Here is a 21,025-nt window from a genome sequence, read left to right on the forward strand (position 1 = left end):
TATTTCTCCCTTTTTGCGGGATTGATAAAAGCCCACAAGTGCGGTATACTGAATAGTACTTTATTTAAGAGAAGTAAGGAGGTGCGGCTCATGGCGATCGGTGTGCCCCGCCCGCTGGCGTTGGAAAAGCCGCAGGCAGTAGATCTGGCGCAGGCGGCGCGGTATTTCGGCGCGCACGGCGAGCCGGACGCTGCCACGCTGGCACTGCTGCAAAAGTGCGCGGTGCCGCTGCTGGCGGCAGCGACGCCCCGGGCGGTGTGGCTGCTGGCAGATACCCCCGCCCTGACCGATGCCGGACTTCTGCCCGGCGAGGACGTGCACAAGCACCTGAAAGGCTGCGGGCAGGCCATTCTGCTGGCGGTAACGCTGGGCCCCGGGGTGGATGCCCAGATCCGCCGGGCGGGCGTGGGCGACATCGCCGCCGGGGTGGCCTCCGATGCCTTGGGCAGCGCACTGGCCGAGCAGACCGCCGATGCCGCCGAGACACAGCTGCGCCAGTGGGCGGCCACTGAGGGAAAGTATCTGACCGGGCGCTTTTCGCCCGGCTACGGCGATTGGGACATCGCGGTGCAGCCGCTGGTGGCAGCAGCACTGGACACGGTGCGCAAGGCGGGGCTGTGCGTCACCGACACCAACCTGATGACCCCGCGCAAGAGCGTGACCGCCCTGCTGGGGGTCAGCGACCACCCGGTAAAAGGACAACTGGCCGGGTGCGGCCATTGTGTGCTGCGCACCCGCTGCGAATACAGAAAGAGGGGAAAGACCTGTGCAAGTGAATGAACTTTTCAAGCAGAGCAATACTATCCTGCTGGACGGCGGCATGGGCACCATGCTGCAAGCCGCCGGGCTCAAGCTGGGTGCACGCCCGGAAGAGCTGAACATCACCGACCCTGCGCTCATTGAGGGCATCCATACGCAGTACGCTGCGGCGGGCAGCCGCATCGTCAACGCCAACACCTTCGGCGCTTCTGCCCACAAGCTGGCGGGCAGCGCCTACACGCTGGAGCAGATCATCACAGCAGGTATCGAAAACTGCAAGCGCGCCTGTGCGCCCTACGGTGCGCTGACCGCGCTGGACGTAGGCCCGCTGGGCGAGCTGCTGGAGCCCAGCGGAACGCTGGCCTTTGAGGATGCTGTGGCCGAGTATGCCCGCATCGTAAAGGCGGGCGAAGCCGCCGGGGCAGACCTGATCTTTTTTGAGACCTACACCGACCTGTACGAACTGAAAGCCGCCCTGCTGGCTGCCAAAGAGAATACCCGCCTGCCCATTCTGGCAAGCATGAGCTTTGAAGCGGGCGGGCGCACCTTTACCGGCTGCACGGTGGAAAGCTTTGCCGCCACCGCCCGGGGCTTGGGCGCAGACGCCGTGGGCATCAACTGCTCACTGGGTCCCAAGGAGATCTTCCCCATGGCAAAGCGGCTGGCAGAAGCCGTGCCCGGCAACTTCCCGGTGTTCGTCAAGCCCAACGCCGGTCTGCCCCGGGCAGACGGCAGCGGCTACGACATCACCCCGCAGCTGTTCGCCTTGCAAATGAAGCCCTACCGGGAGCTGCACCTGTTTGCCGCCGGCGGCTGCTGCGGCACCACCCCGGAGTTCATCAAGCTGCTCAACGGCACCTTTGCAGGCTGCACCCCGGGGCGTCCCGCGCACCGGATGCCCTCAGTGCTGTGCACCCCGGTGGACACCGTTACGGTGGACGGCATCACGGTGGTGGGCGAGCGCATCAACCCCACCGGCAAAAAGCGCTTCCAGCAGGCACTGCGGGAGGGCGACATGAACTATGTGCTGGAACAGGCCGTCAGTCAGGCAGAAGCCGGGGCGCAGATCCTGGACGTGAATGTGGGCGCACCCGGCGTGGATGAGCCGGTGCTGATGGAGCAGGTGGTCAAGGCACTGCAAAGCGTGACCAGCCTGCCCCTGCAGCTGGATTCCTCCAACGTGGAAGCGCTGGCGCGGGGTCTGCGGGTGTACAACGGCAAGCCCATCGTCAACTCCACCAACGGCGAGCCGGAAAAACTTGCCGCCATCCTGCCGCTGTGCAAAAAGTACGGAGCCGCCATCGTGGGGCTTGCCATCGACGAAAAAGGCATCCAGCCCAAGGCCGCAGACCGCGTGGCCATTGCCCGCCGCATCACCGAAGCGGCACTGGCAGCGGGCATCCCCCGGGAGGATATCTACATCGACTGCCTTACCCTGACCGCCAGTGCCCAGCAGGAGGATGTGCTTGCCACGGTGCAGGCGCTGGAAGCCTGCAAAAAGGAGCTGGGAGTGCGCACCGTGCTGGGCGTGTCCAACATCAGCTTTGGTCTGCCCTGCCGCACCTACCTGAACACCACCTTCCTGACCATGGCCATGTACGCCGGGCTGGACCTTGCCATCATGAACCCCTCCAGCGAGGAGATGATGGCGGCGGTGTACGCCTACAACGTGCTGACCAACCGGGACAAGCAGAGCACAAAGTACATTGCACGCTTTGCCGACCGTGTGCCCGCCAGCACCGCGCTGGCACAGGCTGCAAAGGCCGCGCCTGCCGCCAGTGCCGCCGAAGCAGAACATACCGGCCCCTACGCTGCCCTGATGAAAGCGGTGGAAAAGGGCTTGAAGGGTGACGCCGCCGCCCATACCCGCGCCCTGCTGGCGGAAAAGCAGCCGCTGGAGGTGGTGGACGAAGCCTTGATTCCCGCCTTGGACATCGTAGGTGCTAAGTACGAAAAAGGCACCCTGTTCCTGCCGCAGCTGCTGCAGGCCGCCAGCGCCGCCCAGAGCGCCTTTGAGGAGATCAAGACCGCCATTGCCCAAAAGGGCGAAGGAAGCGCCAGCAAGGGACGCATCGTCCTTGCCACCGTCAAGGGCGATGTGCACGACATCGGCAAGAACATCGTCCGGGTCATTCTGGAAAACTACGGCTTTGAGGTGCTGGACCTTGGCCGGGATGTGCCGGTGGAGACGGTGGTGGACACGGTGCGGGAAAAGGACGTGCATCTGGTAGGGCTTTCCGCCCTGATGACCACCACCCTGAAAAGCATGGAGGAGACCATCGCCGCCCTGCACGCGGCGCAGTTGGACTGCAAGATCATGGTGGGCGGTGCCGTGCTGACCCCGGAATACGCCGAGAAGATCGGCGCGGACTGGTACGCCAAGGACGCCAAGCGCAGCGCCGACATCGCCAAAGAGTTCTTTGGGGTGTAACGCGGAATAGTAGGAGCACAAAAATCCCCCTGCAGGCACTTAAAGGCTTGCAGGGGGATCTTTATTCTATGGTTCGCAGCCTGTCCGCTGCTTTCCCGCTTACAGGATGCGTACCCGGATCACGGCGGGGATGCTGCTCAGTTTCTCGCTCAGGCGGGCATCCACGGCACCGGTGGCGTCCAGCATGGTGTAGGCCATGTTCTTTTTGCTCTTGTTCACCATGTTTTCGATGTTCAGGCCGGCTTCGGTGGTCAGGGCGGTGATCTGGCTGATCATGCCCGGCTCGTTTTTGTGGATGATGCAGATGCGCTTGCCGCCGGCGCGGGGCTGGTGCACCTCCGGCAGGTTGACCGAGTGGGCAATGTTGCCGTTGCGCAGGTAGTCGCTCAGCTCCTGCGCCGCCATAACGGCGCAGTTGTCCTCGGCTTCCGGGGTGGAAGCGCCAAGATGCGGGGTGCACACGATGCCGGGACGGCCGAGAATGGCTTCGGAGGGGAAGTCGGTCATGTAGCCGGACACCTTGCCGCTGTCCATGGCTTCCAGCAGGGCGGCGGTGTTCACCAGCTCGCCGCGGGCGTAGTTCAGGATCTTGACGCCGTCCTTGCACAGGGCAAGGGTCTGGGCGTTGATGGTGTCCTTGGTGGTGGGCAGGTAGGGCACATGGATGGTGATGTAGTCGCACAGGGGCAGCATATCGTTCAGGTTTACGCAGTGGTGCACCTGACTGCTCAGGTTCCATGCGGCTTCAATGGAGATGTAGGGGTCGTAGCCGTAGACCTCCATGCCCAGCTCGATGGCGCAGTTTGCCACCCGGGAGCCGATGGCACCCAGACCGATGACGCCAAGGGTCTTGCCCTTGATCTCGTTGCCCACAAACTGCTTTTTGCCCTTTTCCACGCTCTTGGCCATGGCGGGGTCACCAGCCAATCCCTGACACCACTGGGCGGCGGCTGCCACGTTGCGGCTGCCCGCAATGAGCATCCCGACGACCAGCTCTGCCACGGCGTTGGCGTTGGCACCCGGGGTGTTGAACACCACGATGCCCTGCTCGCTGCAGCGCTCCAGCGGGATGTTATTCACACCCGCACCGGCGCGGGCGATAGCCAGCAGATTATCGTTGAAGGTGGTGTTCAAAAGGTCGGCGCTGCGCACCAGAATACCGTCCGGAGCATCGGCATCCACCGAGACATCGAACTGGTTCTTGGGCAGCTTTGCCAGCCCTACCGGGCTGATGGCGTTGAGCGTTTTGATGGTGTACATATAAAAAAACCTCGTTCCAGCTGTAAATTGTAAGCGTGCTCGCCCTCTCAGGCCGCTTCGCGTCCAGCTCTCCCAAAGGGAGAGCCCTTGGCATAAAGATGAAGTTTGCATGGACTGCCAAAGCCTCTCCCTTTGGGAGAGGTGGCATCACGAAAGTGATGACGGAGAGGGCGAGGATGCTGATCTTTATGCATTCTCTTTGCGGAACTTCTCCATGAAGTCCACCAGCTTGTCCACGCCCTCGGCAGGCATGGCGTTATAGATGGAAGCGCGCATACCGCCTACCAGACGGTGGCCCTTCAGGTTCACAAAGCCCGCCTCGGCAGCCTCGGCGCAGAACTTTTTGTCCATGTCCGGGTTAGGGCTGGTGAAGGTGACGTTCATGGTGCTGCGGTAGCGGTGCTCCACAGGATTCGTGAAGAACTCCTGCCCGTCCAGATAGTCGTACAGTACCTTGGCCTTGGCTTCGTTGATCTTCTGCATATTGGCAAGACCGCCGATGTCGTTTTCCAGATACTTCAGCACCAGACCGGTCATGTAGATGCACCAGCACGGCGGGGTGTTGTACATACTGTCCTTCGCCAGCAGGGTGGTGTAGTTCATCATGGTGGGTACGTTGTCTGCGGCATGACCCAGCAGGTCGTCCCGGATGATGGCAATGGCCATGCCGGCGGGGGCTACGTTCTTCTGCACGCCAAAGTAGATGCAGCCGTACTTGCTGACATCCACGGGCTTGGAAAGGATCATGGAGCTCATATCTGCCACCAGCGGCACGCCTTCCACCTGCGGCAGCTCTACAAACTGGGTGCCGAAAATGGTGTTGTTCTGGCAGATGTGGATGTAGCTGGCGTCCTTGTCGTAGTCAATGGCGTTTACATCCGGGATATAAGTGAAGTTTTTATCTTTGCTGGACGCTACGATCTTGGCTTCACCGAACTTGGCGGCTTCCTTGGCAGCCAGACCCGAGAAGTTGCCGGACACGATATAGTCCGCCTTGCCGGTGGTCATAAAGTTCAGCGGCACCATGGCAAACTGCTGGGTAGCGCCGCCCTGAAAAAAGCCCACCTTGTAGTTATCGGGGATGTTCATTACCCGGCGCAGCGTGGCTTCAGTGTCCTTGATGATGGCGTCGAACCACTTGCTGCGGTGGCTCATCTCCATGACGCTCTGGCCGCTGTCGCCGTATTCCAGCAGCTCGGCCTGTGCCTGCCGCAGCACCTTTTCGGGCAGCATACTGGGACCTGCGCTGAAGTTATATACTCGTGCCATAATCAACCTCTCCTTTTCCTGTGATACACCTATCACGCAGCACCGCCGTTTTTGCGGTGTGTCTGTTACTTTCCGTAGCCGTAGTATACCGGTTTTTCCATGCCGAAAACAAGAGCATCTTTGCACAAAGATATTGCCCCTGCACCCCGCCTGATGGCACAAAGCACACAAATGTACGCCGTGCGGGGACAAAATATGAGACAATTGTAAAAGATATGCACTATCCCTTGGTTTCATGCGGATTTTCCCCCCTTGCACCTTTAGCGAAAATGCGGTATACTGGGAATACTAAGACAAATGTAAAAGAAGATTTCCTCGGTCAAAACCTGACGGTTTTGCCAGCTCCCTCGGAGAGGGAGCCTCTGGCGCAACCGGATACTTTGCGCTTCAGCTGGAAACTTTACCGCTATGCCAAAGGCCCCATCTCCGAGGGGGCTGTCACGGCGTAGCCGTGACTGGGGGAGTTCGTAAAATTTACGGAGGTACAACAGATGTACGGTTTACCGGATACCCTGCGGCCGCTTTCGGCGGCGGAAGAACAGGTGATGTTGGCGGTGTGGGCGTGCCCGGGCGCGGCGGCGCGGCGGGACATCAGCCAGAAACTCAAGGCTACCGGCTGGGCAGCAGCTACGGTGCTGAATTTTCTCTACCGGTTGGAGGAAAAAGGCTGGGTCAGGTCGGCAAAGCAGGGCAACTGCAATGTGTATGTGCCGCTGGTCACCCGGCGGGCGTACGGCGTGTACTGTATGCGGCAGCGGCTGGACACCCTGTTTGATGGCGACCTTGCCGCCGCCGTCCATGCGCTGGTAAGCGAGAGCGGCTGCTCTCAGAGCGCCTTGGAACAGGCCATCCGGGTGCTGGAAGAAAAGCATCAGGAGACCGAGGAGTACGATCTGTACGACCCCTACGGCTGAATTGTTTTATTTTTGTTTACAAATGGTTGGTTGACACTGAAATATCCGTTCTGTAATATAAAAGTTATTATAAAACGAGAAACTGATACGAACGAACAGGAAAGGAGCAGCCAGACACATGGATCATTTGCAGAATATATTAAGCTACTTCGACCAGCAGCAGCCCCTTTGTGCAGAGCACGACCGCATCCCCAAGGACCTCTACCGGGAGTTCGGGGTCAAGGCAGGCTTGCGCGATGAGACCGGCAAGGGCGTGCTGGCAGGTCTGACCAACATCTCGGATATCCGGGCGTTCCAGTATGTGGATGGGGTCAAGCACCCGGCAGACGGTCAGCTGCTGTACCGCGGCTATGACGTAAAAGACCTGATCAACGGCAGCCGCGGCAGCCGCTTTGCCTTTGAGGAGGCGGGATATCTGCTGCTGTTTGGCCAGCTGCCCACCCCGGAGCAGCTGGAACAGTTCTGCGCGGTGCTGGGCGAGTGCCGCACCATGCCCACCAACTTTACCCGCGATGTCATTATGAAAGCGCCCAGCCATGATATCATGAACAGCATGGCGCGCAGCGTGCTGACGCTGGCGTCCTACGACCCCAAGGCGGCGGACTTGGACACCTCCAACGTGCTGCGCCAGAGCATCCAGCTGGCGGGCATCTTCCCCATGCTGGCGGTGTACAGCTACCACGCCTATAACCACTACGAAAAAGACGCCAGTATGTATATCCACCGCCCGGACCCCAGCCTTTCCACTGCAGAGAACTTTTTGCGGATGCTGCGCCCGGATATGCAGTACACCCCGCTGGAGGCCCGCGTGCTGGACGTGGCGCTGCTGCTGCACGCCGAGCACGGCGGCGGCAACAACTCCACCTTTACCACCCGCGTGGTCACCTCCTCCGGCACCGACACCTACTCGGCCATGGCGGCGGCGCTGTGCTCCCTCAAGGGTCCGCGCCACGGCGGTGCCAACCTGATGGTCATGCATATGATGCAGAACATCCGGGACAACCTCCACGACATCGAGGACGACGAGGAGCTGGAAGCCTACCTGAAAAAGCTGCTCCATGGCGAAGCCTTTGACCGCAAGGGGCTGATCTACGGCATGGGTCACGCCGTCTACTCCCTCAGCGACCCGCGCGAGGTGGTGTTCAAGGGCTATGTGGAGCAGCTGGCCCACGAAAAGGGCCGGGACAAGGAGCTTTCCCTCTACACCCGCATCGAGCGCATGGCACCCCAGCTTATCGCGCAGGAGCGCAAGATCTTCAAGGGCGTCAGCCCCAACGTGGACTTTTACAGCGGTTTTGTATACGAGATGCTGGGCATCCCCATGGAACTGTACACTCCGCTGTTTGCCGTCGCGCGCGTCATGGGCTGGAGCGCCCACCGCATCGAGGAGCTGCTCAGCGCCAACAAGATCATCCGCCCGGCCTACAAGAGCCTTGGCGGCACCCACGATTATATCCCGCGCAGCCAGCGGGCATAAAGGGAGGGCATCGGCATGGAAAAAATGCAGCAGCATCAGGGGGAGTGGTTCTTCCTCCACGAGCTCAACGTGGATAAGGTGTTCAGCACCATCCAGCGGGCAGATTATCTCATCCTGTATTATATCAAGGTAGAGCAGGAGGAACACCCCGGCGAAAAGCTCTATCTTGCGGACCTTGCCGCCGCTATGGGAGTGCGGATGACCGAGCTTTCCAAGGGCATTGAGAAGCTGCAGGACAGCGGCTTTGTGACATGGAAGACCGACCGTGAGGCCGGGCGCACCTATGTGGAACTTTCCAGCAAGGCGGTGGAGCTGATGGCAGAGGAGCAGGCGCTTTTGCAGCGCTGCTACCGCCGGATGCGCGCCGAGCTTGGGGATGAAGAACTGCGCCGCGCCGCTGCCACCATGCAGCGCGCCACCGCCATCCTGAAAGAAGAGCGGGAGAAGGAACTCCCCGCCGGGCAGTAACAGATCAAAACGACCAAGCAATATAAAATACCGGAGCATCTGCAGATGCTCCGGTATTTTCGTTTTGTCGATATAAATATACAAACAAAAAGCAGGCAGTGTCGTGGAAAGGAGGAGGAAAGCGACACTGCCTGCTGTATTAGGAACCCCTGAACATTGCGGCTTGATCAGGAGGGATTTGGTAGTCTGTCCGCCGTTCTGGCTATTGCCTCGCATAGAAACGGGAGACAGTTTTTATGGGCCTGCTGTGCACCGCTGCTGCGGCTGCACCCGCAGGGAAATGTGCCTGCATGGGCATTTGCAGGGAGAACCTTTCGGAGGTTATGGGGGATGTCCGTTCCGTTCTCCCTGAGTGCACCCTTATTATGCCAGATAATCGTGGCAATTCTTTGTGGTAATTTTGAACAGTTTGCAAATAAACGCCCGCACGGGTGGATGCCGCAATGCAAAAACCGCCCCGGCTTCCTGCTGTGGAAACCGGGGCGGTTCGTTTGCTTTATTTGTGCTTTTTCAAGCGCTCACGCAATTACTTGCGGGGGTTCTTGATAGCAGCCTGAGCAGCAGCCAGACGTGCGATAGGCACACGGAAGGGAGAGCAGCTGACATAGTCCAGACCGACGTTGTGGCAGAACTCCACGCTCGTGGGGTCGCCGCCGTGCTCGCCGCAGATGCCCAGACCCAGATCGGGGCGGGTCTCGCGGCCGTCGTGAGCAGCCATCTTGACCAGCTTGCCGACGCCGATCTGATCCAGATGCTGGAACGGATCGCTCTCGTAGATCTTGTTCTCGTAGTATGCGCCCAGGAACTTGGCAGCGTCATCACGGCTGAAGCCGAAGGTCATCTGGGTCAGGTCGTTAGTGCCGAAGCTGAAGAACTCAGCTTCCTTAGCGATCTCGCCGGCAGTCAGAGCTGCACGGGGGATCTCGATCATGGTACCGACCTGATACTTCATGTCAACACCAGCAGCAGCGATCAGCTCGTCAGCAACCTTGACAACAACGTCCTTGACGAACTTCAGCTCCTTGACCTCGCCGACCAGCGGGATCATGATGTGCGGGGTGATCACATGGCCGGTCTCAGCAGAGACGTTCAGAGCAGCCTTGATCACGGCGCGGGTCTGCATAGCAGCGATCTCAGGGTAGGTAACAGCCAGACGGCAGCCACGGTGACCCATCATGGGGTTGAACTCGTGCAGAGAAGCAACCACGTTCTTCAGGTCTTCGTAGGTCATGCCCATATCGGCAGCCAGCTCCTTGATGTCCTCGTCCTTGGTGGGCAGGAACTCGTGCAGGGGCGGGTCCAGATAACGGATGGTCATCGGGCGCTCACCCATGATGCGGTACATGGCCTCGAAGTCACCCTGCTGGAACGGCTCGACCTTGGCCAGAGCAGCCTCGCGCTCTTCCACGGTGCGTGCGCAGATCATTTCGCGGACAGCCTTGATGCGGTCCTCAGCGAAGAACATGTGCTCGGTACGGCACAGGCCGATGCCCTCAGCACCCAGATCCACTGCCTGCTGTGCGTCACGCGGGTTATCAGCGTTGGTCATGACCAGCAGCTGACGAGCTGCGTCTGCCCAGCCCATGAAGCGGTTGAAGTTCTTGTTGCCGGTAGCGGCCACGGTTGCGACCTGCTCGCCGTAGATGTTGCCGGTGGAGCCGTCGATGGAGATCCAGTCGCCCTCGACGAACTTGTGGCCGTTGATCTCGAAGGTCTTTGCCTCCTCATCGATCTTGACCTCGTTGTCGTTGCCGCAGCCGGAAACACAGCAGGTGCCCATACCACGGGCAACAACGGCTGCGTGGCTGGTCATGCCGCCGCGGACGGTCAGGATGCCCTGAGAGACCTGCATACCCACGATATCCTCGGGGCTGGTCTCCAGACGCACCAGAACGACCTTCTTCATCTTGCCGGACTTGACCATCTCCTCTGCCTCTTCAGCAGTAAAGACGATCTGGCCGCAGGCAGAACCGGGAGAAGCTGCCAGGCCCTTGCCGACGACCTCTGCAGCCTTCAGGGCAGCAGCGTCGAACTGGGGATGCAGCAGGGTATCCAGCTGCTTGGGCTCCACGCGCAGAACAGCCTCCTGCTCGGTGATCATGCCCTCGTCCACCAGATCGCAGGCGATCTGCAGAGCAGCCTGTGCGGTACGCTTGCCGTTACGGGTCTGCAGCATATACAGGTGGCCGTCCTCAATGGTGAACTCCATATCCTGCATATCGCGGAAGTAGTTTTCCAGACGGGTAGCGATCTCGACAAACTGATCGTACACCTCAGGCATCTGATCCTTCAGGTGGCTGATGGGAGAAGGAGTGCGCACGCCGGCAACAACGTCCTCGCCCTGTGCATTGATCAGGTACTCGCCCATCAGCTTCTTAGCGCCGGTGGCGGGGTCACGGGTGAATGCAACGCCGGTGCCGGAACGGTCGCCGGAGTTACCAAAGGCCATCTGCTGCACGTTGACAGCGGTACCCCACTCGTAGGGGATCTCGTTCATCTTACGGTAGACGTTTGCACGGGGGTTATCCCAGCTGCGGAACACGGCCTTGACAGCCTCGATCAGCTGATCACGGGGATCCTGCGGGAAGGGACGGCCTTCATTCTCCTCGTAGATCTTCTTGAAGGTGCCGACCAGTTCCTTCAGGTCGTCAGCAGTCAGGTCAACGTCGTTCTTGACGCCCTTGGCTTCCTTCATCTTGTCGATCTCGACCTCGAACAGGCTCTTCGGAACCATCATAACGACGTCAGCGAACATCTGCACAAAGCGGCGGTAGCAGTCGTATGCAAAACGGGCGTTGCCGGTCTTCTTTGCCAGACCCTCAACAGCCTCATCGTTCAGGCCCAGGTTCAGGATGGTGTCCATCATGCCGGGCATGGACTGACGTGCGCCGGAACGGACGGAGACCAGCAGGGGGTTGGTGTTGTCGCCGAACTTCTTGCCGGTGATCTCTTCCAGACCCTTGAGGTGCTCAAAAATGTCAGCAGTGATGTCGGCATTGATCTGACGGCCGTCTGCATAGTACTGGGTGCAGGCGTCGGTGGTGATGGTGAAGCCCTGCGGCACCGGCATACCGGCTGCGGTCATCTCGGCCAGACCGGCACCCTTGCCGCCCAGCGTGTTCTTCATGGTGACCTTGTCACCGCCGAAAGCGTCATTGCCTTCGCTGAAGTAGTACAGATACTTTTTGCTCATGCGTTGTTTACCTCCCATTCGTGACCGGCGGCATGGCAGCCGTGGTCTCATCGTTTGCCTTGTCTTTTACGTACGATGAACATTGTTTTGTGAATGCTAAACTATTATACCAGAAAATCCATTCCTTTCCACCATGCAAAATCCCGAATTTGTCTGTTATTTTTTATGCAAATCCCTTGAAATTTGCCAAGTTTTAAGGTAGTATAGAATGGGAGAAAGTTCGAGAGTTTTTTTGTTTATACACGCGATTTCTCGTCCTGTTGGATACAACTTTCTATCCTTGTAACTTTTCAAATTCTATTTTGTCGGAACAAAGCTTTCCGCAGCGGGTATGCTGGGGCGGACAGGCAACAATTTTCCGGTCGCCTTTTCTGTCTCTCTTCCGCCGCGCGCTTTGGTGGGAAGGGAGATTTTTTCATGCCGAATCCTATTTCTGAACAGGCTCGCGCCGCTGCTTTGGCACAGCTGGACACCGCCGAAGCTGCCCGTGAGGACATCCTTGTGCAGCACATTGCAAACGGCGTGGTCATTGACAGCCGCACCGTGCAGATCGACCCGGAGGTGGTCATTGCCCCGGGTGCTGTGATCCTTGCAGGCACCATCCTGCGGGGCAAGACGGTCATCGGCGCGGGCTGCGTCATCGGCCCCAACACCCTCATCGAGGACAGCACCGTGGACGAGGGCACTGCCGTGAATGCCAGCCAGATCTACGGCAGCCACATCGGCCCCCACAACAACATCGGCCCCTTCACCCATGTGCGGGTGAACACCGTCACCGACTACGGCGTGCATCTGGGCGCCTATGTGGAGACCAAAAACTCCAACTTTGCCCGCGGCAACACCGTGAGCCACCTGACCTACATCGGCGACAGCGATGTGGGCAAGTACTGCAACTTCGGCTGCGGCACCGTCACCTGCAACTACGACGGCAAGGATAAGTTCCGCACCCAGATCGGCGATTACTGCTTCATCGGCTGCAACACCAACCTTGTGGCTCCGGTCAAGGTGGGCGATGGTGCCTACACCGCCGCCGGCAGCACCATCACCAAGGACGTGCCCGCACAGGCGCTGGGCATCGCCCGGGAGCGCCAGACCAATCTGGACGGCTGGGCAGAGCCCAAGATGGAAGCCTACATCGCCAAAAAGCAGAAGCTGGAAAACGAGCAGAGCAAGTAACCCTCTGCCGGAAAGGAGCCACGTATGAAATCTGAAAGTTTTCGCAAGCAGGCGCTGAGCCTTGTCCTTTTCTTCGCGGCTGTTGCCGCCGTGTTCGCCCTGACCCGTCTGCGCAGCGACCCCGCCAAAAAGCAGGCGGAGTTCGTGGTGCAGCAGCTGCTCTCCTGCTCCTCTGCCGTGGAGCAGGCCGTGGATGCCGCCGCGCCCGCCGGCAGTGAACCGGGGCTTGTTGCGGTAGATACTGATGGGCTGTACGCCTTTCTTCAGGCGCAGCTGGGCGATGCCATGACAGCCGACTGCCTTGACAAGGTCATGGCGAACCGCCTGCCCACCCGCATCACTGCGCTGGCCGGGCAGTCCGGCGGCAAGCTGACACCTGCTGACCTCACCCTGAAAAAGCGCGCTGGGGCAGAAAACTGCTACGACTTTTCCGCCGCCCTGCTGACCGCCACGGACAGCACTGCCGCCGCGCAGGTGTCCGGCACCATCACCATGGTGAAGGAGGACGGCCGCTGGAAGGCTGCTGCCATCACGCTGAACCTGTAACAAGCCCTTTTGCCCCTGTGCCCTGCGGCACGGGGGCATTTTTTGCTTATAATGTATATCTTTTTGCGCGCGCGTATGTTATACTTAGATGTTGTATCACACTATTATCAGGAAAAGGTATTATCATATCATGAATGAAAACGATATCTGGCTCATTGCAGGGCTGGGCAACCCCGAAGCAAAGTACGATGGCACCCGCCACAACGCCGGTTTTGCCGCGCTGGACGCGCTGGCTGATAAGTGGAACATCTCTGTGGGCAAGACCAAGTTCCAAGGTCTGTGGGGACAGGGCGAGGTGGACGGCCACAAGGTGGTGTTGCTGAAGCCCCTGACCTACATGAACCTCTCCGGCGATTCCATCGCCCCCATGGCAGGCTTTTTCAAGATTCCCGCCGACCATGTGCTGGTGCTGTGCGATGACATTACGCAGGCACCCGGCAAGCTGCGCATCCGTCCCTCCGGCTCTGCGGGCGGGCATAACGGCCTGAAAAGCATCATTGCCCGGCTGGGCGGGGAGAACTTCCCCCGCATCCGCATCGGCATCGGCGCAAAGCCCCACCCGGACTACGACCTTGCCGCATGGGTTCTGGGCAAGTTCCCGCCGGAGGACGCCAAGGCCATCACCGACCGCTACCCCGACCTTGAAGCCGCCGCAAAGCTTATCATGGACGGTAAGCTCAGTCTGGCACAGAGCAAGTATAACGGGTAAAATCTCTCCTTGAGATGGTTTGCTTCCCGCAAGCGTCCTCGCCCTCTCCGTCAAAGCCTGACGACTTTGCCAGCTCTCCCAAAGGGAGAGCCTCTGGCGAAACCGTATACTTTGCTCTTGAACCAGGAACTATACCGGCCTGCCAAGGCCTCTCCCTTTGGGAGAGGTGGCATGGCGTAAGCCGTGACGGAGAGGGCGAGCCCGCTAATCGCCGCGCGACTGTTTCCGCAGGAAACCAGCGCGGCAGCTGCCGTTTGCCTTTACGACCCCACCCGTGAAAAAGCAATTCAGGAAAATCCGCAGATTTTCCTGAATTGCAAAATATAAATCATTTTTCCGCTGATTATGCGCAGAGAAACGCGGAGCGCATTTTTAATGGTCATCCTAGCAGGAAAGGAGGTTTTTCCATGTACGAAGCCTTACTCAAAGCCACACCGGAATATCAGAAGGTCGCCGCAAGCTTTGGCTCGGCAGGGCCGGCGGCGCTGTTCGGTCTGCCGCCCGCAGGCCGGGCGCTGCTGTATGCCGCCCTGCAAAAGGACCTTGGGCGCACGCTCTGCATCGTGACCCCCGGCGAGGCCGAAGCCACCCACTTTGCGGACGACCTCAAGGCGCTGGGGCTTACTGCTGCGGTGTTCCCGCCCCGGGACTTTATGCTGCGCCCGGTGGAGGGTGCAGGCCGCGAATACGAGTACCGCCGCCTTTCGGTGCTGGGTGCACTGGCAGGCGGGCGGCTGCAGGCCGTCTGCGTGCCCGCCGAAGCCCTTTTGCAGTACACCGTGCCCCGGGCAGAATTCATCCAGAACACCCTCACCTTAAAGCCCGGCATGGTGTATAACCGCGAAGCGCTGGTGGCGCGGCTGTTTGCCGCCGGGTATGTGCGGCGCAGTCAGGTGGACGGCCCGGGGCAGTTCAGCGTGCGCGGCGATATCGTGGATATCTACGCGCCGGATATGCGTCAGCCCGCCCGCGTGGAGTACTGGGACGACGAGATCGACTCCATGTCCTCCTTTGACCTGCTGACCCAGCGGCGGGACGGCGCACTGGAAAAAATATACCTCTCCCCTGCCCGCGAGGTGCTGTTCGGCAGCACTGCCGAGACCGCCGAGGCGCTGCGCAATGCCATCAAAAAGGCGCGCGGCAAGCGCCGCACCGCGCTGGAAAAGGCCACCGAAGCCGACCTTTCCCAGCTGGATTCCGGCATGATGCCGGAATCCATGGATAAATATTACGGCATCCGCTACCCTGCCCCGGCCACGCTGCTGGATCATCTGGACGCACCGCTGTTCATTCTGGACGAAGTGGGCGGCATCCGGGATGCCCAGAAAGCCACCGAGTTCCGCCGCAGCGAGGAGCTGACCGGGCTGCTGGAGGAGGGCGTGCTCTGCCCCGGGCTGGATGTGCTGTACCAGACCATGGATGATCTTGTCATTGCCGCCCAGAACCACAGCACCCTGCTGTGCGAGAATTTCCTGCGCGGGATGAACGAGTTCAAGCTGAAGGATCTCATCAACGCCGAAGCCTTTGCCGCCCCCAACTGGAACGGCGACCTTGCCTCCCTGCGGGAGGATCTCGACCCGCTCATCGCCCAAGGCTACGCCGTTACCCTGTTTGCCGGTACGCCCAAGGGCGCAGCTGCCCTGACCCGCGACCTTGCCGACAAGGGCTATTCCGTGAGCATGAGCCGGGATGTGCGCCCCGCCAAGGGCATTTTGCAGGTGCTGCCCGGACACCTGACCGCCGGGTGTACCTTCCCCTTTGCCCACGCAGCGGTGCTTTCCAGCCGCCGCCACGGGCTGGACGAGGAAGCCGCCGCCGAAGCCAAAAAGCGCAAGAAGAATAAAAACGCCCTGTCCAGCCTTTCGGATATCAAGCCCGGGGACTATGTGGTGCACCAGAGCCACGGCATCGGGATGTACGCCGGTATCCAGCGGTTAGAGGTACAGGGCGCTACCAAGGACTACCTCAAGGTGCAGTATTCCGGCTCGGACGTGCTGTATGTGCCGGTGACCCAGCTGGACCTGCTCAGCCGCTACACCGCCCCCGGCGACGAGGAAAAGGTAAAGCTTGCAAAGCTGGGCGGCACCGAGTGGCAGCGCACCCGCGCCAAGGTGAAAAAGGCCACCGAGGAGATGGCGCAGGAGCTGATCGAGCTTTACGCCCGCCGCCGTCAGGCCACGGGCTACGCCTTCCCGCCGGACGGCGACTGGCAGCGGGACTTTGAGACCCGCTTTGACTACGACGAGACCGACGACCAGCTGCACGCCACCGCCGAGATCAAGCAGGACATGGAAAAAGGCTACCCCATGGATCGGCTGCTCTGCGGCGATGTGGGCGTGGGCAAGACCGAGGTGGCGCTGCGCGCCGCCTTCAAGTGCATCATGGGCGGCAAGCAGTGCGCCCTGCTGGCACCCACCACCCTGCTGGCGTGGCAGCACTACAACACCCTGCTCTCCCGCATGGAGGCTTTTCCGGTGAAGATCGGGATGCTGTCCCGCTTCCGCACCGCAAAGCAGCAAAAGGAGACGTTGCGCGGCTTACAGGCCGGCAGCGTGGATATCGTGGTGGGCACCCACCGGCTGCTCTCTAAAGACGTAAAGTTCCACGACCTCGGCCTTGTCATCATTGATGAGGAACAGCGCTTTGGGGTGAAGCACAAGGAAAAGCTGAAGGAGAACTTCATCGGGGTGGATATGCTCACCCTGTCGGCCACCCCCATCCCCCGCACCCTGAACATGGCCATGAGCGGCATCCGGGATCTTTCCACCATCGAGCAGCCGCCCATCGAGCGGCAGCCGGTGGAGACTTTTGTGCTGGAATATAACGACGTTATCCTTGCCGAAGCCATGAAGAAAGAGCTTGCCCGGGGCGGGCAGGTGTACTACCTGCACAACCGGGTGGACAACATTGAATCCTGCGCCGCCCATGTCAGCCAGATGGTGCCGGGTGCGCGGGTAGGCATTGCCCACGGCAAGATGACCGAAGAAGAGCTGAACCCCGTGTGGCAGCACCTGCTGAACGGCGAGATCGACATTCTGGTCTGCACCACCCTCATCGAGACCGGCATTGATGTGCGCAACTGCAACACCCTCATCATTGAGGATGCCGACCGCATGGGTCTGGCGCAGCTGTACCAGATCCGCGGGCGGGTAGGACGCTCCGGCCGCAAGGCCTACGCCTACTTCACCTTCCGCCGGGACAAGACCCTGACCGATATCGCCCAGAAGCGGCTTTCCGCCATCCGGGAGTTTACCGCTTTCGGCTCCGGCTTCCGCATCGCCATGCGGGATCTGCAGATCCGCGGCGCGGGCAGTCTGCTGGGGCACAGCCAGCACGGCCACATGGAAGCCGTGGGCTACGACCTCTACGTCAAAATGCTGGGACAGGCCATCTCCCGGGCACGGGGCGAGCCTGTCCAGCGGGACAAGAGCGATTGTCTTGTGGACCTGCGGGTGGACGCCTTCATCCCGGAAAAGTATATCCCGGACGGCGCGGGGCGCATCGAAGCTTACAAGCGCATTGCCGCCATCCAGACCCCGGAGGACGCCGCCGATGTGCTGGACGAGCTCATTGACCGCTACGGTGACCCGCCGCCCTCAGTGAGCGATCTGGTCAACGTCTCCCTCGTCCGCGTGCAGGCCGCCGCCGTGGGCGTGTATGAGGTGACTCAGAAGAAGGACACCCTCGTGCTGAATCTGGAAACGCTGGAACTTGCCATGATCCGCGGCCTGCTGCAGGCTTTCAATGGCCGTGTCACCGCCGGAGCGGGCACAAAGCCCTATCTCTCGGTGGTATTGCAGCCGGACGAAAAGCCGCTGGAACTGCTGCAAAGCATCCTGAAAGCCATGGATGCCATTTTGAACAACAAGGAGCCAAACCAATGAAAAAGAAACTGCTTGCGCTGGTATGCGCACTTGCACTGACCGTCAGCCTTGTAGGCTGTGTATTCTCCACCCCGGACACCGTGGGCAAGATCGGCGATTTTGAGGTGACCAGCGGCTTATATCTGCTGGCGCAGTACGATGCCTATCAGCAGGCTGCACAGCTGGCAGGCTCTGAGCAGGACGCCAGCAAGGTAAAGTCCTTCCTTAAGGCCACCATCACCACCGATGCCGACACCGGCGAGACCGCCGTGGTAAAGGACTATGTGGCGCAAAAGACCCTTGAGACCCTGCAGACCCTTGCCGCTGTGGATGCCCGCTTTACCGAGCTGGGCGGCGAGCTGACCGAGGAGCAGAAGTCCGCCGCCGACAGCTACGCCCAGCAGCTGATGGATAACTACGGCGACACCTACACCGCCAACGGCATCGGGCTGGAGACTTTGAAGCTGTTCCAGCAGCTGCAGTACAAGCACACCCTGCTGCTGGATCTTGTCTACGGTAAAAACGGCGAGACCCCTGTGGAGGACGGCGAGCTGACCGAGCATCTGGACAGCACCATGTACGAGATCGGCTTTATCACCGTACCGCTGTACAACACCAGCACCTTCGCCTTTGCCAGCGATGACCAGAAGGCCGAGATGCTCTCCCTTGCCCAGAAAGCTGCGGACAGCTACAACGCCAGCGCCCCGGAGGACACTTCCAGCCAGCTGACCGCCTTTAACAGCATCGCAAGCCGCGCACTGACCGGGATCTGTGCTGTGCTGGATGCAGAGGTTCCCTCCACCAGCACCCTGCAGACCGACCTGCTGAGCGAAAGCGACCTGACCGACGCCTTTACACAGGAGGGTGCCGCCGATACCCTGCGCGGCCTTGCCTATGGGCAGGCAGCCGCCATCCAGTACTCCGGCTATGCCCTGATGCTGGCCGTCCGTCTGGACCCGCTGGGCGTTTCCACGCTGGATGCTCTGCGCAGCCAGATCCTGAGCGACCTGAAGGGCGAGGAGCTGGACGACGCCCTTGCCGCCTACGGTGCCCAGCTGGCGAGCACCCTGAGCAGCTCTGCCATGAGCAAACTGCCCGCCGCCAAGATCGTGAACGCCACCAGCGCCAACAGCTGATAACAGTATAAAAATCGCAAAATGGGGTCGGGAAAAATCCCGACCCCATTTTTTATTATAGAACTACAAAGCAGACCCGGCAGGCTCTTTCGGAGCCGGTGCCGGGTCTGCTTTATATGTTAGAAAGTCAGGGAATGCCGCCAAGGAAACAGAGTCTTAGCGTACATCACTTCTCGTTCTCGTAGCTGAGGACAGCGTAGGGGTAGAAGATGTTGGCATCCAAGTAGCCTGCCCAGCGGCCGGGCTTGCGGGTGTAGTAGCCGATGGGAATATCGCCCCGGATGACGCCCTTAACCAGAATGAGCATATGGCGGAGGTACTCCACGCTGAAGGGGTTCAGGTTCTCCCAGTGGCCCGTCAGCAGCTCGTAGTCCACATCCTCGTTCCGCAGCAGCACCTCTGCCATGAAGTGCTCCAGACTCGGCAGATAGGTGTCGGTGGCAGCTTCCATCATGAACAGGTCGCCAGAACCAACGGCGTCACCGGTAAAGATGTAGTCCTTGTAGAAGAACACCACAGAGCCCTTGGTGTGGCCCGGCACGTCCACCACTTCCAGCTCCTCAGAGCCGATGCGGACCGTGTCACCATCTACGATGTTCACCAGCTTCAGGTCCTCGGCGGTGAGACCGAAGAATTTCTGCATGCTGGAGATCAGGTCCTCCCGGTCATCGGGGTGGATATAGGTGCGGCGGACCTTGCCGGACTTCAGCAGGGAGGGAATGCCCAGAATGTGGTCGCCGTGCTTATGGGTCAGCAGGATATCCAGCTCTGCGTCAGGGTTGGTCAGCACGTTCTCCCGCAGGTAGGCGTAGAGGTCTGCTGCGCCGGAGCCGCCCATGGCGGTGTCAATGACCAGGGCTTCCTTGCCCAGATCCAGCACCCACAGGGTGTCCATGCCAAAGTCCATAACACGGGTGATGTTGTACTTTACCGGGTAGTGACTGAACATCATGTTGGGGTTTAGCTTGCCGTGCTGGGTCCGGGTGAGGGACTGGGTGAACATCCAGTTATAGGGGGTGCCGATGCTGTACACCCGCTCCCAGACCTTGTGGGGCTCCGGCATGGAACCGGCGGTAAAGCCCTCGTACTTCACGCAGGAGCAGCCGGCATCCTTCAGGGCCTGCACAGCCTTGGCGGTCTCAGCCTCGGGCATCTCGGGGTCATCCTTGCAGTGGTAGGCCCAGACAGGGGTGTTCTTGATGGCCTCAAAGGCGCCGGGGACGTTGTACCACTGGGCAGGCACCATGCCGCACATGGGGATGGCAGCGGCAAAGTAGTAGGGGTAGGCCAGGATCATGTTCCAGACACCGGTACCGCCCATGGACATACCCTCGATGTAGATACGGTCCGGGTCGATGCGGTGGGCAGCCACATAGCTGTCGATAGCAGACTTCAAGGCCGTAACGGTGTCCGGGTCGGTCCAGTTCTTGCCGGGGCACTGGGGTGCAAACAGGTAGGTGGGGTTCTTCTGGATCATTTCGTCAGAAATGTAGAAGGTGGCACCGTCGTTGGCGGTAAGCTGGGTGCCGTTGGGGCCCACACCGTCCTCACCGTGGAGGAAAACGATCAGGGGCAGCTTCCCCTTCAGGGCAGGGGCGTAACGGCGAGGGTTGTAGGCATAGTACTCCACCCCGGCAGCACTGCCGGCCTTGAAACGCTTGGCCAGCGCATTGCGGTCGGGGCTGTCCACCTTGACCAGACAGTTCTGGTCGGCGTCCTGGGCAAAGGCGATGCCACTGGTGCCCAGCACACTGGCAACAGCTGTAAAGGCGGCGGTGCTACGCATAAAGTCACGTCTGCTCAGTTCCATGGTCTTTTCTCCTT

Annotated in this window: 14 protein-coding genes; 10 read left to right on the forward strand and 4 right to left on the reverse strand. The window is 60.2% G+C overall.

What is annotated here, in order from left to right; genetic code table 11:
* Positions 1-90: 90 nt before the first annotated feature.
* Positions 91-780, forward strand: coding sequence for a methionine synthase (locus C4N24_RS09285; protein WP_112091224.1), 690 nt, complete (start codon positions 91-93; stop codon positions 778-780).
* Complete coding sequence (locus tag C4N24_RS09290; protein WP_112091173.1) at positions 767-3,190, forward strand: homocysteine S-methyltransferase family protein; 2,424 nt, start codon at positions 767-769, stop codon at positions 3,188-3,190. The genes C4N24_RS09285 and C4N24_RS09290 overlap by 14 nt, the downstream gene beginning before the upstream one ends.
* Before the next feature lie 99 nt (positions 3,191-3,289).
* On the opposite strand, the gene C4N24_RS09295 is transcribed toward C4N24_RS09290, so the two are convergent.
* Positions 3,290-4,450, reverse strand: a complete 1,161-nt coding sequence (locus C4N24_RS09295) for a phosphoglycerate dehydrogenase (RefSeq protein WP_112091174.1) — start codon at positions 4,448-4,450, stop codon at positions 3,290-3,292.
* A gap of 186 nt (positions 4,451-4,636) precedes the next feature.
* Entirely contained in the window at positions 4,637-5,719 is a 1,083-nt protein-coding gene (gene serC / locus C4N24_RS09300) for a 3-phosphoserine/phosphohydroxythreonine transaminase (RefSeq protein ID WP_112091175.1), read from the reverse strand.
* A gap of 491 nt (positions 5,720-6,210) precedes the next feature.
* Between serC and C4N24_RS09305 the strand changes: the two genes are divergently transcribed.
* The 3 genes from C4N24_RS09305 (at position 6,211) to C4N24_RS09315 (ending at position 8,578) form a co-directional block, all read left to right on the forward strand.
* Positions 6,211-6,633 carry a BlaI/MecI/CopY family transcriptional regulator gene (locus C4N24_RS09305; RefSeq protein ID WP_015536612.1) on the forward strand — a complete coding sequence of 141 codons (423 nt, stop codon included), beginning with the start codon at positions 6,211-6,213 and terminating at the stop codon, positions 6,631-6,633.
* Positions 6,634-6,751: 118 nt separating this feature from the next.
* Complete coding sequence (locus C4N24_RS09310) at positions 6,752-8,110, forward strand: citrate/2-methylcitrate synthase (protein ID WP_112091176.1); 1,359 nt, start codon at positions 6,752-6,754, stop codon at positions 8,108-8,110.
* A gap of 15 nt (positions 8,111-8,125) precedes the next feature.
* Positions 8,126-8,578, forward strand: coding sequence for a MarR family transcriptional regulator (locus C4N24_RS09315; protein ID WP_112091177.1), 453 nt, complete (start codon positions 8,126-8,128; stop codon positions 8,576-8,578).
* A gap of 526 nt (positions 8,579-9,104) precedes the next feature.
* Here C4N24_RS09315 and ppdK read toward each other — a convergent pair.
* Positions 9,105-11,771, reverse strand: coding sequence for a pyruvate, phosphate dikinase (gene ppdK, locus C4N24_RS09320; RefSeq protein ID WP_112091178.1), 2,667 nt, complete (start codon positions 11,769-11,771; stop codon positions 9,105-9,107).
* Positions 11,772-12,188: 417 nt separating this feature from the next.
* Between ppdK and C4N24_RS09330 the strand changes: the two genes are divergently transcribed.
* The 5 genes from C4N24_RS09330 (at position 12,189) to C4N24_RS09350 (ending at position 19,201) form a co-directional block, all read left to right on the forward strand.
* Positions 12,189-12,947, forward strand: coding sequence for a DapH/DapD/GlmU-related protein (locus tag C4N24_RS09330; RefSeq protein WP_112091179.1), 759 nt, complete (start codon positions 12,189-12,191; stop codon positions 12,945-12,947).
* A 24-nt stretch (positions 12,948-12,971) separates the two neighbouring features.
* Positions 12,972-13,493, forward strand: a complete 522-nt coding sequence (locus C4N24_RS09335; RefSeq protein ID WP_112091180.1) for a hypothetical protein — start codon at positions 12,972-12,974, stop codon at positions 13,491-13,493.
* Positions 13,494-13,623: 130 nt separating this feature from the next.
* Positions 13,624-14,202, forward strand: a complete 579-nt coding sequence (gene pth, locus C4N24_RS09340) for an aminoacyl-tRNA hydrolase (protein ID WP_112091181.1) — start codon at positions 13,624-13,626, stop codon at positions 14,200-14,202.
* A 407-nt stretch (positions 14,203-14,609) separates the two neighbouring features.
* Positions 14,610-18,086: a transcription-repair coupling factor gene (mfd, locus tag C4N24_RS09345; RefSeq protein WP_112091182.1), complete on the forward strand. Its 3,477-nt coding sequence runs from the start codon at positions 14,610-14,612 to the stop codon at positions 18,084-18,086.
* Positions 18,083-19,201 carry a foldase gene (locus tag C4N24_RS09350; protein WP_112091183.1) on the forward strand — a complete coding sequence of 373 codons (1,119 nt, stop codon included), beginning with the start codon at positions 18,083-18,085 and terminating at the stop codon, positions 19,199-19,201. The genes mfd and C4N24_RS09350 overlap by 4 nt, the downstream gene beginning before the upstream one ends.
* 166 nt (positions 19,202-19,367) lie before the next feature.
* Here C4N24_RS09350 and C4N24_RS09355 read toward each other — a convergent pair whose 3' ends face one another.
* Complete coding sequence (locus C4N24_RS09355; RefSeq protein ID WP_112091184.1) at positions 19,368-21,011, reverse strand: MBL fold metallo-hydrolase; 1,644 nt, start codon at positions 21,009-21,011, stop codon at positions 19,368-19,370.
* Positions 21,012-21,025: the final 14 nt, after the last annotated feature.

Source organism: Faecalibacterium prausnitzii, from assembly GCF_003287405.1.
GTDB classification, from domain to species: domain Bacteria; phylum Bacillota; class Clostridia; order Oscillospirales; family Ruminococcaceae; genus Faecalibacterium; species Faecalibacterium intestinale.